18 protein-coding genes and 1 pseudogene are annotated in these 16,047 nt (G+C 26.1%); all 19 read right to left on the reverse strand.

Annotated elements, in window-relative coordinates:
• Positions 1-7: 7 nt before the first annotated feature.
• A pseudogene (locus tag ACTHUW_RS05305) lies at positions 8-789 on the reverse strand (CheR family methyltransferase).
• A gap of 64 nt (positions 790-853) precedes the next feature.
• On the reverse strand, positions 854-2,815 hold the full coding sequence (locus ACTHUW_RS05310) for a bifunctional 4-hydroxy-3-methylbut-2-enyl diphosphate reductase/30S ribosomal protein S1 (protein ID WP_442196407.1): 1,962 nt from the start codon (positions 2,813-2,815) through the stop codon (positions 854-856).
• Complete coding sequence (locus ACTHUW_RS05315; protein ID WP_442196406.1) at positions 2,812-3,417, reverse strand: lysophospholipid acyltransferase family protein; 606 nt, start codon at positions 3,415-3,417, stop codon at positions 2,812-2,814. Before ACTHUW_RS05315 ends, ACTHUW_RS05310 begins: the two co-directional genes overlap by 4 nt.
• A gap of 25 nt (positions 3,418-3,442) precedes the next feature.
• Positions 3,443-4,093, reverse strand: coding sequence for a (d)CMP kinase (gene cmk, locus ACTHUW_RS05320; protein ID WP_442196405.1), 651 nt, complete (start codon positions 4,091-4,093; stop codon positions 3,443-3,445).
• A 28-nt stretch (positions 4,094-4,121) separates the two neighbouring features.
• Positions 4,122-4,487 carry a chorismate mutase gene (aroH, locus tag ACTHUW_RS05325; protein WP_442198969.1) on the reverse strand — a complete coding sequence of 122 codons (366 nt, stop codon included), beginning with the start codon at positions 4,485-4,487 and terminating at the stop codon, positions 4,122-4,124.
• Between the two features lie 47 nt (positions 4,488-4,534).
• Positions 4,535-5,773: an NAD(P)/FAD-dependent oxidoreductase gene (locus tag ACTHUW_RS05330; protein ID WP_442198970.1), complete on the reverse strand. Its 1,239-nt coding sequence runs from the start codon at positions 5,771-5,773 to the stop codon at positions 4,535-4,537.
• A gap of 52 nt (positions 5,774-5,825) precedes the next feature.
• Complete coding sequence (locus tag ACTHUW_RS05335; RefSeq protein WP_442198971.1) at positions 5,826-6,686, reverse strand: MurR/RpiR family transcriptional regulator; 861 nt, start codon at positions 6,684-6,686, stop codon at positions 5,826-5,828.
• Positions 6,687-6,700: 14 nt separating this feature from the next.
• A complete protein-coding gene (locus ACTHUW_RS05340; RefSeq protein ID WP_442198972.1) occupies positions 6,701-7,228 on the reverse strand; it encodes a 2-oxoacid:acceptor oxidoreductase family protein in 528 nt (175 codons plus the stop codon).
• A 1-nt stretch (position 7,229) separates the two neighbouring features.
• Positions 7,230-8,051, reverse strand: coding sequence for a 2-oxoacid:ferredoxin oxidoreductase subunit beta (locus ACTHUW_RS05345; protein WP_442198973.1), 822 nt, complete (start codon positions 8,049-8,051; stop codon positions 7,230-7,232).
• Positions 8,044-9,186 (reverse strand): 2-oxoacid:acceptor oxidoreductase subunit alpha, encoded by a 1,143-nt coding sequence (locus ACTHUW_RS05350; protein WP_442197512.1) that lies wholly within the window; start codon positions 9,184-9,186, stop codon positions 8,044-8,046. Before ACTHUW_RS05350 ends, ACTHUW_RS05345 begins: the two co-directional genes overlap by 8 nt.
• Positions 9,176-9,394: an indolepyruvate ferredoxin oxidoreductase subunit alpha gene (locus tag ACTHUW_RS05355; RefSeq protein WP_442212758.1), complete on the reverse strand. Its 219-nt coding sequence runs from the start codon at positions 9,392-9,394 to the stop codon at positions 9,176-9,178. Before ACTHUW_RS05355 ends, ACTHUW_RS05350 begins: the two co-directional genes overlap by 11 nt.
• Positions 9,395-9,680: 286 nt before the next feature.
• A complete protein-coding gene (locus ACTHUW_RS05360; protein WP_442198974.1) occupies positions 9,681-11,081 on the reverse strand; it encodes an oxaloacetate decarboxylase subunit alpha in 1,401 nt (466 codons plus the stop codon).
• Positions 11,082-11,092: 11 nt separating this feature from the next.
• Positions 11,093-11,665, reverse strand: coding sequence for a class I SAM-dependent methyltransferase (locus tag ACTHUW_RS05365; protein WP_442198975.1), 573 nt, complete (start codon positions 11,663-11,665; stop codon positions 11,093-11,095).
• 18 nt (positions 11,666-11,683) lie between these two features.
• A complete protein-coding gene (locus ACTHUW_RS05370) occupies positions 11,684-12,412 on the reverse strand; it encodes a pseudouridine synthase (RefSeq protein WP_442198976.1) in 729 nt (242 codons plus the stop codon).
• A 97-nt stretch (positions 12,413-12,509) separates the two neighbouring features.
• Positions 12,510-13,622 carry a D-alanyl-D-alanine carboxypeptidase family protein gene (locus ACTHUW_RS05375; RefSeq protein ID WP_442198977.1) on the reverse strand — a complete coding sequence of 371 codons (1,113 nt, stop codon included), beginning with the start codon at positions 13,620-13,622 and terminating at the stop codon, positions 12,510-12,512.
• A gap of 31 nt (positions 13,623-13,653) precedes the next feature.
• Positions 13,654-14,079 carry a GerW family sporulation protein gene (gene ytfJ / locus ACTHUW_RS05380; protein ID WP_442197518.1) on the reverse strand — a complete coding sequence of 142 codons (426 nt, stop codon included), beginning with the start codon at positions 14,077-14,079 and terminating at the stop codon, positions 13,654-13,656.
• Between the two features lies 1 nt (position 14,080).
• A complete protein-coding gene (locus ACTHUW_RS05385; protein WP_442198978.1) occupies positions 14,081-14,692 on the reverse strand; it encodes a DUF2953 domain-containing protein in 612 nt (203 codons plus the stop codon).
• A gap of 52 nt (positions 14,693-14,744) precedes the next feature.
• Complete coding sequence (scpB, locus tag ACTHUW_RS05390) at positions 14,745-15,281, reverse strand: SMC-Scp complex subunit ScpB (RefSeq protein ID WP_442197520.1); 537 nt, start codon at positions 15,279-15,281, stop codon at positions 14,745-14,747.
• Positions 15,278-16,021, reverse strand: a complete 744-nt coding sequence (locus ACTHUW_RS05395; protein ID WP_442198979.1) for a segregation and condensation protein A — start codon at positions 16,019-16,021, stop codon at positions 15,278-15,280. The genes scpB and ACTHUW_RS05395 overlap by 4 nt, the downstream gene beginning before the upstream one ends.
• Between the last annotated feature and the right edge of the window lie 26 nt (positions 16,022-16,047).

Consider the following 16,047-nt stretch of genomic DNA (forward strand, 5'->3'; position numbering starts at 1 on the left):
AAATTTTCTAAAAATTATGTGTTTTCTTACTATAAAAGAATGTTTTTATTGATTCCAAATTATACTTATGAGGAAATATAATTTGTTCAGTACTACCTACAAACAACACACCTTTATCATTTAATGAATCATGAAATTTATTATACATTATAGATTTTGCATCTTCTGTAAAGTAAATCATTACATTTCTACAGAAAATCAAATCACAATCTTTGGGATACTCATCCTTTAATAAATTCATATTTTTAAATTCAACTTTATTTTTATTATTTCTTTTATTCTATATGTATTTTCTATTTTTTCAAAATATTTATTTTTAAATTCCTTAGGTAATTCCTTTAAACTTTTATCAGAATATACACCTATTTTAGCTTTATCTATAGCACTCTTATCTATGTCAGTAGCTAAGACTTTAATATCTTTAAGTTCCATAAATTTAGATAAAAGCATAACCATTGAGTATGGTTCTTCACCTGTAGAACACGCACTGCTCCAAATCTTTAATTTTTTATTATTTTTAAGTAGTTTAGGAATAATGTGTTTTTCTAGGACATCCCATTGTTCTTTGTTCCTATAAAACTCTGATACATTAATAGTAAGATAGTTCATAAACTCATTTAATAATTTTTTATCACTTTTTAAAGCTTTAAAATAATCATCAAAATCATTGAAATTATTTCTTGAGATTAAAGAAGATATTCTTCTTTTCATTTGTTTTTCCTTATAACTAGATAAATCAATGTTTATTAATTTATAGATATTAGTTTTAAAAACCTCATAACTATTCAATTGATTTCTCCCTTCTTTAATATATTAAAACAAGGAAGGAAGACCTTCCTTGTTTATATTAATTTTACTTATCTTCTTTTATTATATCTCCTACAGTTAATTCTGTGTCTCCTTCATCCTTATAACTAATTTCTTCCTTTTCACCAGTTTCTTTAATGCTTAAACTCAATCTATTTTTTTCTTCATCAATATCTAATATTTTAACATTTACATCCTGGCCTTTTGAAAGTACTTCTGATGGATTAGCAACATGATCATGAGATATTTCTGATATATGAACTAAACCATCTAATCCTGGTGCTATTTCTACAAAAACACCAAAGTCAACTAATTTAGCAACCTTACCTTCAACTATATCACCAATTTTATATTTATCCTTTATATCTTTCCATGGATGAGATGTAGTTTGTTTATATCCTAAAGATATTCTTTCTTTTTCTTTATCAAAATCAAGTACAATTACTTCTACTTTATCCCCAACACTTACTATTTCTGAAGGATGATTAGTTCTTCCCCAAGATAATTCAGATATATGAACTAAGCCATCCATTCCTCCTATATCAACAAAAGCTCCAAAATTCGTAAGTCTTTTTACTTCACCTTCTATTTTCATATCTTTTTCAATACTATTCCATAATTCATCTTTCTTTTCTTGTAGTTCATCTAATTCTACTTTTTTTCTAGATAAAACTAATCTCTTTTTAGAAGGATCAAACTCTATTATCTTTAAAGATAGTTCTTTATCTAAAAATTCATTTAAATCCTTTACAAAATTTGAAGAAATATGAGATGCAGGTATAAATCCTCTTATACCTTTTACTAGGGCTATAACTCCACCCTTTACTACTTCTACAATTTTCCCATCTACTAAATCTTCTTCTTTATAAGTATCTTCTAAATCATGCCATCCTTTAATATCTTCAACCCTTTTTTTAGATAATAAAACATTACCTTCACCATCATCTAATTTTAAAATATAAACTTCAATTTTATCTCCTGTTTGAAATTTAGATTCAATATCTATATTACTATCATTAGATAATTCATTTTTTTTGATTATACCATCTGATTTATAACCTATGTTAACCATAACTTCATCTTTATTAACTGATATAATAGTACCTTCTACAATGTCCCCTCTATTCATTTCCACTAAAGTTTTTTCGATTTCTTCCATCATTTTATCCATTTCATTATTTACATCACTCACTATATTTACAACCTCCTTGATTATCCAGTCAGGTGTTGAAGCACCTGCTGTAATACCTACAATATTATATTTTTTAAATTCTTCTAAATTTAAATCATCAATAGTCTCTATATGATAAACATTCTTACACATTTCTTTGCTTATTTCTACTAATTTTTGAGTATTTGAACTATGATATCCACCTATTACTATCATAGCATCTACTTGAGATGAGACTTCTTTACATGAACTTTGCCTCAATTTGGTGGCATTGCATATAGTATTAAATTTTAATACTTCTTTTGCATTTTGGCTTATTATTTCTGATAATAATTTGAATTTTTCTTCATTCATAGTAGTTTGTGATACAATACATATTTTATCATATTTTTTATCTTCTACAATATCTTCTTTGCAATTAATTATATCAGCATTATTTTCACACCAACCATTTATACCTATAACTTCAGGATGATTGGGGTCCCCTATTATTATAATTTTATATCCTGTATTATAATACTTTTCTACTTTTTTTTGAATTTTTCTTACAAAAGGACAAGTTAAGTCCAAAGTTTTCATTTTCTTTAAATCTATAGAGTCATGAATATCTTTAGGTACACCATGAGATCTAATTATTATAGTTCCAGATTCAACATCGTTAATACTATTAATTGTATTAAGTCCTTTTTTATTTAATTTATCTATAACTTGTTTATTGTGTATTAAAGGTCCTAAAGAACTAACATCTTCTTTAGTATTAATAGCATCTAAAGTACTATCTATAGCCCTTTCTACACCAAAGCAAAACCCAGAATTTTGGGCTAGAATTATTTTCAATTTTTAACCTCCTTATGAATTTCTTTTAATGCATAAATTTCTTGAAGAATGTTATCACTTAGTTTCTTATATTCCTCTAATGTTATCTTACCTTTTTTCTCTGCAGATAAAAAAATAGGCTTTCCTATATATACATTTACTTTGCTAAAGATTTTATAGTTTGTATCTATATAAACAGGTATTACTGGAGATTTAGATTTTACTGCTATCATAGCAACTCCAGGTTTAGCCTCTGACTTACGATCTTTTATAACTCTAGTACCTTCAGGAAATATTCCTAATACTTTATCTTCCTTTAAGATTTTAAGAGCCTTTTTTATAGCACTTAAATCAGCACCCTCTCTATCTACAGGGAAAGTACCTAATTTTCTTATAAATGCCCCTATTGGCTTGTATTTAAATAAACTTTTTTTTGCCATAAAATGCAAATGTCTTTTATTAAAAGCTGTAGCTAAAATTATGGGATCAAAATAGTTAGTATGATTAGAACATACAATCATTTTTGAATCTTCAATTATATTTTCTTTGCCAAAATAATTTACCCTATAAATTATTTTCAACATGCCACCTATTAAATTTTTAAAAAAATGATAAAAATTCATAATTCCTCCTTAATTCTCAACAAAGCTATTTATTGTTTTTTATATAATTTATTATTATTTCAACCACTTCTTCAATACTTTTACTTGTAGTATCTATTTCTATAGCATCTTCAGTTTTAATCAATGGAGAAATTTCTCTTGTACTATCTATCTCATCTCTTCTTTTCATATCAGAAATAACATCCTCTAAAGAAACATTTGTATCTTTTAATTCTTTATACCTTCTAATTCCTCTTTCCTTAGCTGTTGCATTAATATAAAATTTAAAATTTGCATCTTTTAATACGTGACTTGCTATATCTCTCCCATCCATAATAACATCTTTGTTTTTTGCAATATTTCTTTGTATATCTACAAGTTTCAATCTAACTTCCTTTAATCTAGAAACATTAGAAACATTTTTGTTGATAATATTTTTCCTGATTTCATTATCTATTATCTTACCATCTAAATATATATGATTATCTTTAAAATCAATATTTGTATTCTTCAAAAGATTTTCTATTTCTTTTATATCAGTTAATTCTATATTGTTTTTTAATATTTTATGAGTAATTGCTCTATACATAGCACCAGTATCTATATAATTTATATTTAATTTCTTTGAAATTAATTTTGCAATAGTACTTTTACCCGCACCAGATGGACCATCTATTGCTATTACTAAATTATTCAATTATTTTCTTCCTTCCATAGATATTATTCTAAAGATTATTCCTTAGACTACTTGCTCCCTTAAGATAAATATTTTTTACATCATCTTGACTTGTATTAGAATTTAATAGAATTAAAATCCTAATACATTTATTTAAGCTATTTTTCACATGCATTTCTTGAAAACATAATAAACTACATTTTAATAATCCCAATTTTCTTGCAGCTTTTGCAGGATATTCTTGATCTAAATCTCTTGTAGCAGTAAAAAGTATGGAGATTATATCACTTTTTTTAATGTTATTTAACTTCATTATTTCTTCAAGTAATAATGAAGTATTTTTCAATATATTAGAAGAGGTATTTTCTTCTACTGTTATTGCACCTCTTATACTTATAATATTTATAAATATCACCTCTATTTATATTATATCTTAATTTAATATTATGCTCAACTTTAAAATTAACAGCTAAGACCTGCCAGATATCCAGTGGAATATCCAATTTGTAAATTAAATCCTCCAGTATATGCATCTACATCTAATACTTCTCCACATAAAAATAAATTTTCAACTATATTCGATTCCATAGTAGAAGGATTTACCTCATTAATATCTACTCCTCCGGATGTAACATATGCTTCCTCAATAGATCTAAGCCCCAAAACTTGAAAATTGATATCTTTAAATGTTTTAACAATCAACTTTCTCTTTTCTTTTGTTAAATTATTAGCTTTTAGACTATCATCTATTTTAAGTATTTTAAAAATAAATAGTAATAAGTTATTTTGAACTATTGAATTTAATATGTTAATTATATTTTTATTAGGATTACTATTTAATAAACTTAATATTTTTTCATCTAACTCCTTGATATTAAGATTACTAAATAAATCTATAGTAATATTTAAATTATCATTATATCTTATAAATCTATTATTCCTACAGGTTAAATTAAATATAGCTGGACCAGATAAACCAAAGTGAGTAAATATAATGTCACCCATTTCACTATCAACTAATTTGTTTTTCTTTTTTAAAGAAAGTTTAATATTTTGAAGACTTATACCTCTAACATCTTCTATAGATTTTTCTTTTAAGTTAATTGGAACTATGGAAGGAATTAAAGGAATTATATTATGTCCTAATTTTTCTGCAAATTTAAACCCATCTCCTGTAGAACCAGTAGAAGGATAAGTTTTTCCTCCTGTAGCAATTATTACTTTATCAGCTAGCAAAGTATTTTTTATATTTTTATTACTATAATTTATTATAAAATTTTCTTTTGTTTTTATAACTTCATCTACGTTTGAATTTAGAAATAAGGAAACCTCTTGATCTAATAAATATTTTTTTAAAGCCTCTATTACATCCATAGCTTTATCACTTTTAGGAAAACATCTCTTATCTTTTTCTGTCTTTATTTTAACACCATAATCTTCTAATATATTTATAATATCATTATTTGAAAAACTATAAAATGCAGAATATAAAAATTCCTTATTCCTAGATACATTATCAATTAATTCATCTATTTCACATGCATTAGTAACATTGCATCTTCCATTACCGGTTATAAGCATCTTCTTACCTATAAACTCATTTTTTTCAATTAAAATTACATTATTACCATTTTTACTTGCTGTAGCCGATGCTATAATACCCGCTGGACCAGCTCCAATAACAACTACATTGTTTTTCATCATTTCACTCCAAACTTATTTTAAATAAAAAAAGTAGCTTAAGCTACTTTTTTTATTCTTCATCATATATATCATATTCTCTCCATAAATTTTCTAGCTGGGAAAGATATGTACTAACATCATCATGGTTTTTTATACCAACACCAATAATTAAAGCATTTATTATACTAAGAGGTGCTACCAATGAATCTACAAATGAAATCATATTGCTCTTTACCTCTAAGTTATAATCTGACATCTTAGATACAGGAGATAGATTGCCATCAGATATTCCAACTATAGTAGAACCTTGCTCTTTTACATATTTAAGAGCATCTAAAGTTTTTTTAGAATACCTTGGATAACTAATTCCTATAACAACATCATCTTCAGATACTTTAAGCAATTGTTCAAATATATCACTCATACCAAAACTAACCACTTTTACATTTTCAAGAATAAAACTTAAATAAAATCCTAGATAACCTGCTAAAGCTGTAGAACTTCTAAGACCTAAGATATAAACTCTTTTAGCATTTGAAATTTCATCTATTATTTTATAAAAAATTTCATTATCTAAATTTTCTAAAGTATCTTTCATATTATTAATATCGGTTCTGACTACTTGCTTTATAAGATTTTTCTTATCAGAAAAATCTTCCATTCCTAATCTTTGAACAGTAGTTAATTTATTTTTAATAAGCTCTTGTAATGATTCTTGTAAACTAGGGTATCCAGAAAAGCCTAAAGCGTTAGCAAATCTAACAACTGTAGATTCACTAACGCCAACTGTATCTCCCAATTTAGCAGCAGTCATAAATGCTGCTTTATCATAATCAGAAGTTATATATTCTGCTATTAACTTTTGTCCCTTACTTAATTTCGTATAATTTAATTGAATCATTTTTATTAAATCATTTTTATTTTCATTCATTCAAATCGTCCTTATTAAAAAATATTTAGTCCATATTCATATGCTTTTTCATTTTTTTCTTCAGTTCCTGGCGGTACTCTATTTAATATGGCCTTCTTTAATTCTTCTTTATCAACTATTTTTGTTATTCCATTTATAGCTCCTAAAGCAACAATGTTAGATACCATAGAACTTCCTATATCATTTTTTGCTCTTTCAAGTATAGGTACATGATAAATTTTTATATCATCTCTTTCAGGAATTTTAACAGTATCATCTATAATAAGAATACCATCTTTTTTCAAAGAATCCAAGTACTTATCACAAGATTTTTGAGTTAAACTTAATAATATGTCACATTTATTTATTTTAGGATAGTTTATATCAGTATCACTTATAATAACTTCTGCTCTACTAGCGCCTCCACGAGCTTCCGGTCCATAAGATTGAGTTTGGATAGAATTTTTTCCATCATTTAAAGCTCCCTCTGCTAAAATTATACCTGCTAAAATTAATCCTTGGCCTCCTGAACCACTTAATCTTATTTCAACTTGAGAATCCATACTATCTCTCCTTTTTAAACATATCTATGATTTTTTGATATTTCTCAGTATACTCATTTTCCATACTACTATATAGCTCTCCTATAACTATTTTATCTTTAATGTCAGCTTTAGGAAGTTTATTAGCAGCTTTTATATTTATTGAGTTATCCTTTAAATTTTTCATCATATCAGGAGAATCACCTTTTTTGTTTTTCCTACCATAATATGTAGGACAAATACTAATGGCCTCAATAAAAGAAAATCCTTTGTTCTCAATTCCTTTTTTAACTAAATCTGTAATCATTTTAGCATGATAGGCAGTAGCCCTACCTGTATAAGTAGACCCTGCTGCTTTAGCAAGTTCACATAAATCAAAATTTTTATCAATATTTCCATAAGGAGCAGTACTCCCTTTATCATTAGTAGGTGTAGTAGGAGAATATTGTCCTCCTGTCATTCCATATATATTATTATTAAATACTACAGTAGTAATATCTATGTTTCTCCTTGCGGCATGAATTAAATGATTTCCACCTATAGCAGATGAGTCACCATCTCCTGTTACTACTATAACATGTAATTCTGGATTTGCCATTTTAATTCCAGTAGCAAATGCAAGCGCTCTTCCATGTGTAGTATGAAGAGTGTTGAAATCCATATAACCAGGAGCTCTAGAAGAACATCCTATACCTGAAACTATACATACTTTATCCTTTTCTAATCCAAGACTATCTATAGCCTCAACTACAGATTTCATAATAGTACCATGACCACATCCCGGACACCATATATGAGGTAATTTATCCATTCTAAAATATTGTTCTACTAATTGACTAGGCATATATATCCTCCTTAATTTTATTAAGAATTTCATCTGGAGATATTAACTTGCCATTTATTCTATTATAACTATAAACAGTTGAATTCTTATCTGCAATTCTTTCAACTTCTATTAGATATTGACCAAGATTCATTTCAACAACTAATATTTTATTTACTTTTTTTGTTAAATTCTCTATTTGTTTACTCAAAAATGGCCAAATGGTCATAGGTCTAAATAATCCTACTTTAAGTCCATTTTCCCTTGCCATTTGTACTGCAGATTTAGCAGATCTTGCAGTAGAACCATATGCTATTATAGCTACTTCTGCATCATCTAGCATATATTCTTCAAAATTAGCTAAATCATCTACATTATCTTCTACTTTATTTACAATTCTATTAACAAGATTTTCAGCAATAACTGAATCATTACTAGGAAAACCTGTTTCATCATGAACTAAACCTGTTACATGATATCTATAACCATCTCCAAACGAAGCCATCTTTGGAACAATATCATTCTCTTCTAATCCATATGGTTTATAATCATTAGGATCACAAGATGGTTTTACTCTATCTATAATTTCTATATTTTCTTTTTCAGGAATTTCTATTTTTTCTCTTAAATGTCCTATAACTTCATCCAAAAGCAATATTACAGGAGTTCTATATTTTTCTGCATAATTAAAAGCTTTTACAGTTAAATCAAATGTTTCTCTAACAGAAGAAGGAGTAAGAGCAATAACAGGATGATCACCATGTGTTCCCCACTTAGCCTGCATAACATCACCTTGTGATGGTGATGTAGGAAGACCTGTACTTGGACCTGCTCTTTGAACATTGACTATAACACATGGAATTTCAGTTATAGCAGCAAAGCCTATGTTTTCTTGCTTTAAGGAAAAGCCTGGTCCACTTGTAGCTGTCATAGATTTGAGGCCAGCTAATGATGCACCAATTGTTGCAGCCATACCCGCTATTTCATCTTCCATTTGTATAAATTTTCCACCTATTTTAGGAAGTCTTAAAGATGATATTTCTGCAATTTCTGTAGAAGGAGTAATAGGATAACCTGCATAGAATTTCATACCTGCTGCAAGAGCTCCTTCTACACAAGCTTCATTTCCTTGCATAAGTTTAATATTAGATTTCATCATCTTCCTCCTTTTTTATATATATAGCATAATCCGGACATCTAAGTTCACATAGTCCACATTTGATGCATAATTCTTCATCTTCAACATTAATGACACCGTTTTCCAAGGTTAAAACACCCTTAGGACATAACTCCACACAAATTCCACAACCTTTGCACCAATCTTTGCTAACAACTAATTTTTTACTGCTTTTGGCGGTCACCATAAAGCCCCCTTTAATTATTTATTAACTAAATACTATCAAAAATAATACAGTTTTGCAAGTTTAATTTCATTTTTTTGATTTGTTTGTTAATTTTGCAAGTTTAATTTCATAAAATGCAAAACAGTATAAAATTATTTAAAATATAATTTATAAAACTCATTTATTAGGGATTTAACACAATTTATAACTTTATATAAATATAATTCTGCAAGTTTATTTTTCATAATTTCATCTAGTTTATATTAAAAAAACAAAAAGACTTAAATTTAAGTCTTTTTGTTTTTTATTATACTACTGGATAAGTATTATCTTCTTTATTTAATAAATCACTATCAATATTATATTTTTGAGCTTGGCGATATTTAAAATATTTTATAGCAACTTGAGGAAATAAAGCATATGATAAAACATCTTCTTCCTGTTCAATATATTCTTTTATTTCCTCTCTATAATTTTCTAATTCTGGTTTTAATAAATCAGCAGGCCTACCAGTATAAATTTCTTCATCTCCTACTATTTTTTGTTTTATTTCATCCTTTATAGGAATTGTAGGCTTTCCATATAATCCTTTAACATAATTTTTAATCTCTGTAGGAATCATTTTATATCTTTCACCTAGTACAACATTAAAAACAGCTTGAGTTCCTACCATTTGACTCATAGGAGTTACAAGTGGTGGATATCCTAAATCTTCCCTAACCTTTGGAACCTCTTCTAATACCTCTTCAAATTTATCAATAGCTCCTTGCCCCTCGAGTTGAGATACAAGATTTGACAGCATGCCTCCAGGAACTTGATATATCAAAGTTTTAGTATTTACTCCAAGTACCTTACTATTTATTAATCCTTCTTTTTCATATTTATTTCTTAAGGTAGTGAAATATTCAGCTATTTCATTTAAATTATTAATATCATAATCAGGTTCTCTTCCCGACCCTTTTAAAGAAGATAACATTGGTTCAGTAGCAGGTTGACTTGTTCCATTACCTAGAGGTGATAGAGCTGTATCAATAACATCTACTCCTGCTTCTACACCTTTCATATATGTCTGATTTGCTATACCACTAGTGAAATGTGAGTGTAATTGTATAGGTATACTTATAGTTTCCTTCATTTTGGTTATTAATTCATATGCATTATAAGGCAGTAGTATACCAGACATATCTTTAATACATATTGAGTCTGCACCCATTTCTTCCATTTCTTTAGCTAAGTTTAAATAATAATCTATGTCATGTACAGGACTTGTAGTAAATGATATAGCCGTTTGAGCATGACCTCCTGCTTCTTTTGTAGCTTTTAAGGCAGTTTTCAAATTTCTAGTATCATTTAAAGCATCAAATATTCTTACTATATCTATACCATTTTCTATTGATTTTTTTACAAATTCAATAACTACATCATCAGGATAATTTTTATATCCTAATATATTTTGTCCTCTTAATAGCATTTGTAGTTTAGTATTCTTAATTACTTTCTTTAAACTTCTAAGCCTCTCCCATGGGTCTTCATTTAAAAATCTTAGGCAAGCATCAAAAGTAGCTCCCCCCCACATTTCTAAAGAATGATATCCAACCTTATCAAGTTTTTCAGCAATTGGTAACATCTCTTCAGTTTTCATTCTAGTCGCCATCAAAGATTGATGCGCATCTCTTAAAATTGTTTCAGTAAACTTTACATTTTCCATTGTATACCTCCTCAAATTATCTTTTCTATACAAAATAAAATCGGTGGACTATTAATTTGATTTAAAAAATTCATTTTTAAAACTGTGAATTTTTTTTGATCTAATTTTTCCAAATAATTTTCTAATTCTTCTTTTTCTTCTTCTCCTCCAAGATGTCCATAATATGATACTATAATCAGTATACCGTTTTCATTCAAATATGACAATACTGATTCAATTGCTTTTAAAGTTGATTTTGCTTTAGTTATAATAGAATGATCACCTTTTGGCAAATACCCCAAATTAAATATAACTAAATCTAATTTTTCATTAATATATTTCAATATATTTTCATGGGAATCTTTAATTAATTTAACCCTATTATTTAAATTATTATCTTTTAAAGTTTTTAAAGTGTTTTTTATAGCTATGTCTTGAATATCAAAACCATAAACTTTGCCACAATCCCCTACTTTTTTTGCTAGAAGTAAAGTATCATTTCCATTACCTACAGTAGCATCAACAGCTATCATACCTTCTTTTAATTTTAAATCTATTAATTGATGGGATATAAGTCTTGAGTTTTTTAAAAATCTGTTTTTCATATTAATGTCACCACTTTTTTAAATCTTTTTATCTTCTTTATGTGATTTTTTAAGATAAGTTAACTCTGTTTTAGTTAAGCGTCTATAATTACCTTCTTTTAAACCATTTAAATCTATAATTCCAAATTTTATTCTTTTTAATTTTAAAACAGGATGGTTGATTTTTTCACACATTTTTCTAACCTGTCTATTTTTACCTTCATGTATAGTAATTTCTAATAATGATTTAGTATTATTTTTCTCTATAATATTGATTTTTGCTTTTGATGTTACATAATCTTCAATAGAAAGTCCATTTCTAAAGTTATTTAGTTGATCTTCACTAGGTATGCCTTTTACTTCCGCTAAATACACCTTTTCTACTTCATGACTCGGATGAGTCATTTTATAAGTTAAATCACCATCATTAGTTAATAATAGTAGTCCTGAAGTATCATAATCTAACCTTCCAACAGGGTAAACTCGCTGTTGGATATCTGGTAGTAAATCCATAACTGTTTTTCTATCAAATTGATCTGAAACACTAGTAATATAATTTACAGGTTTATTCAATAATATATATATCTTTTCTTCTTCTATATATATTATTTTATTATCTACTTTAATGATATCTTTATCAGGATTAATTTTAAATCCTAATTCTTTTATGATTTTATCATTAACCATTACTCTTTCATCTAAAATTATCTTTTCTGATTTTCTTCTAGATGCTATACCTGCTTTTGCCATGAATTTTTGTAATCTCATATTAATCAACCTTTTCATTATATTATATATATCATAACATAAATTATAATAATTATAAATTTATTCACAAAAAAAGGACTTATTTTATTTAAAGCCCTTAAAAAATACTTTTAATTTTTTCTTTTACTTTTTGAGAAATTGGTTTTTCCTTTATTTTATTATTTAATAGAATTTTATTTTTATAAATAATTTTATCTTTAAGTTTCACATCAATATTAGCAATATTATATCCTTTTTCTATAGGAGCTATCAATTTATCTCTTGTTTTAATTGATATATTTATATCCTTTAACTCATTCTTTGTAAGGGGATAAGTAAACTTTTTATCAGTAATAATAGGGATTTTTTCTATATTACTATTTTCTATATATAAATTCTTTATGAAGTTATTTCCTCTAATTATTGTAGTATTTTTAAAGTTCTCAAAACCATAATCAAATAATTTATAACTGTCATTAAACCAATTACCATCATTTAAAACAATAGCAATAAGTTGCATGTCTTCTCTAGTTGCACTTGCAACTAAACATCTACCGGCTACTTTAGTATATCCTATCTTAACACCATCTCCACCATCATATTGATTTAAAGTCTTATTCTTATTATAAAAAATCTGAGGATTTTCTCTCATAGAAGTATAATCATTAGTTTTTGATATTTCTCTAAATATTTTATTTTTCAATGCTTCTCTAGTTATAAGAGCAAGGTCATATGCTGTACTATAATGTTCATCTGAATGTAGTCCATGAGGATTAATTAAATTTGTATTCTTAGCTCCTATTTCTTTAGCTCTTTTATTCATTAATACAGAAAAATTATCAACACTTCCAGCTATTTCACACGCAATAGCAACTCCAGCATCATTACCTGATCTAAGCATCAAGCCATAAATCAAATCTTTTAATTTTATTTTTTCATTAGCTTTTAAATATATGCTTGAACCCTCAATATCTGTCCACTCTTTTTTTATAGTTACAATCTTTTCTAAATCACCTTTTTCAATAGCTATTAGAGCAGTTAATATTTTAGTAGTACTTGCAATTGGCAATTTTTCAGAGATGTTTTTAGCATAAAGAATCCTTCCACTATCTCTTTCAATAAGTATAGCACTCTTTGCACCTATATCATCATTAAATGCAAAAACAGTTGAATTAAAAAATATAGACAATAATAATATTAATAAAATTAATACATTTATTTTTTTAAACAAAATATCACCTCTCATATTATATTAAATGATATTAATCTCTTTCTACATTTACATTTATATCTTTATTGTTTTTAGTTTTAGTTTTAAATGAACTACTTATTTTAGGTATCATTTCCATTATACTACTTAATATATTTGCACCTTGATCTACAGGTAGTAGTTTCATTTGTCTATTACCTGCAACTATAAACGCTACAGGTTGAACTGAAACCCCTGCACCTGATCCACCACCAAAAGGCATTTTAAGATTATTATCTTTATTTTCAGTTGATTCATTTTGAATTTTTCCAAATTCACTTCCACCAGAAGCAAATCCTAAAGAAACTTTAGATATAGGTATTATAACCAATCCATCAGGTGTTTCAACCGGATCTCCAACTATAGTATTTACATCTACCATATCTTTTAGTGATTCCATGGTAGAACTCATTAATCCCTCAATAGGATGATTAGCCATCTTATTCACCTTCCTTTAATTTAAGTAATGTTATTAATATTGATTCGATTACATGGAAAATTTTTATTTTTACAACTATTTTATATTCAAATTCAAAAATATTTGCATTATAAATAGTATTTACAAAATAGTTATAATTTATTATATTAAATTTGGAATTTAAATAATAAATTATATTAGATTTTAATATTTGTAATATCCCATAAAAAATAGCTGTTATATGTGCATCTTTATATCCTATTTTAGTATTTAAAGTTAAATCTTTTATTGTTATTTTTTTACATATATTTATTATAAATATTTTATAAGCATTTTTATTAATTAAATCTTTAATGTATTGAATTATATAATTTAATTCTAAAGTTTTATTTTTATTTTTCATAATTTTTTTTCTTATTTTAATATTATGTTTAAATTTAATATATATTTTTTCATCTTTATCTAAATTCACATTTAAAAAAGGAATTTTTATAGTTACAATATTAATTCTTTTTATTTTAATATAAATACAGATAGTATTTGTATTATTTATTCTACATACATAAATATGAAATATTAAATTTAAATTAATCAAAAATAATATCAAAATAAAAAAGAATAATAAAAGATACAAATAATTCACTCCATTTTATATTATTCTTTACATAAAAAAAGAAAATAATACATTAATCCGTATTATTTTCTTCTAAATCTTCATCTTTTAATTTAGGTAACTCATTTATATCTTTAAATCCAAAATGTTTTAAAAAATTATCAGTAGTACCATATATAATTGGCTTACCTGTCCTATCTAATCTTCCCTGTTCTTCAACCAACCCTTTTTCTATTAAAGTAGTGATTGACTTATCAGATTTAACACCCCTAATATTTTCAATTTCTACTCTTGTTATTGGTTGTTTATAAGAAATTATAGATAGAGATTCAAGAGCTGCATTAGATAATCCCTTATTACTTTTTTTAGGTATTAATTTTTTTATATATTCATAATGAATAGGTCTTGTAGCAAGTTGATATCCATCTTTTATTTTAACTATTTGAAGTCCTCTATCATTAGAATTAAATTCAATTATCATTTCATTCATTATATTTTTTATATCATTCTTATCTATTTCTAATATTTCCTTTAAAGAAGATACCGATAGTGGATCTCCCCATATGTATAATATACCTTCAATTATGCCCTTTATTTCTTTTTTATTCATTTTATCACCTTTGATTTCTTTCTTATACTAATATCAGTAAAATTATTATCTTGAACTATAGTCACCTTTTTTAATTTAAGTAATTCTAAAACAGATACAAATATAGATACAATATTTGATCTTGTTATTGTACTTTCAAAAAGTTTATTGAATTTTATAGAATCTGAATTTTCTAATCTTTTTTCCACAAAATTCATTGCTTGTTCAATACTCATTTCTTCTCTTTTAACTTCATGAAAATCAATTTCATTATTTTCTACTTTATTATTTTTAATAATATTATCAAAAGCTTTAACTAAGTCTTTCAATTTAATATTACTAATAACTATATTTTCATCACCATCAATATCAATTTCTTCCCTAGGCTTATAAAAAACTTTTCCATATTTATCAAACCTAGATTTAAAATCTAAAGCTGCACTTTTATATTTTCTATAAGTTATTAATCTTTCTATAAGTTCTTCTCTAGGATCAGCACCTTCCATTTCTATTTGTTCTTCAGAATATTCATTTTTAGGAAGAAGCATTTTTGATTTTATTTCTAATAATGTAGCAGCCATCAATATGAATTCACTAGTAATATCTAAGTCAAGTTCCTTCATCTTAGATAAATACTCCATATATTGCTCAGCAATTTCTGCTATAGAAATATCATAAATATCAACTTCTGATTTTTCTATTAAATGATATAATAGATCAAATGGCCCTTCAAAACTATCAAGTGTAATATTGTATTTCATCTAAAATCCCCCTAACATACTAAAAA

The organism is Senegalia sp. (in: firmicutes), assembly GCF_052088025.1.
Taxonomy (GTDB): domain Bacteria; phylum Bacillota; class Clostridia; order Tissierellales; family SIT17; genus Anaeromonas.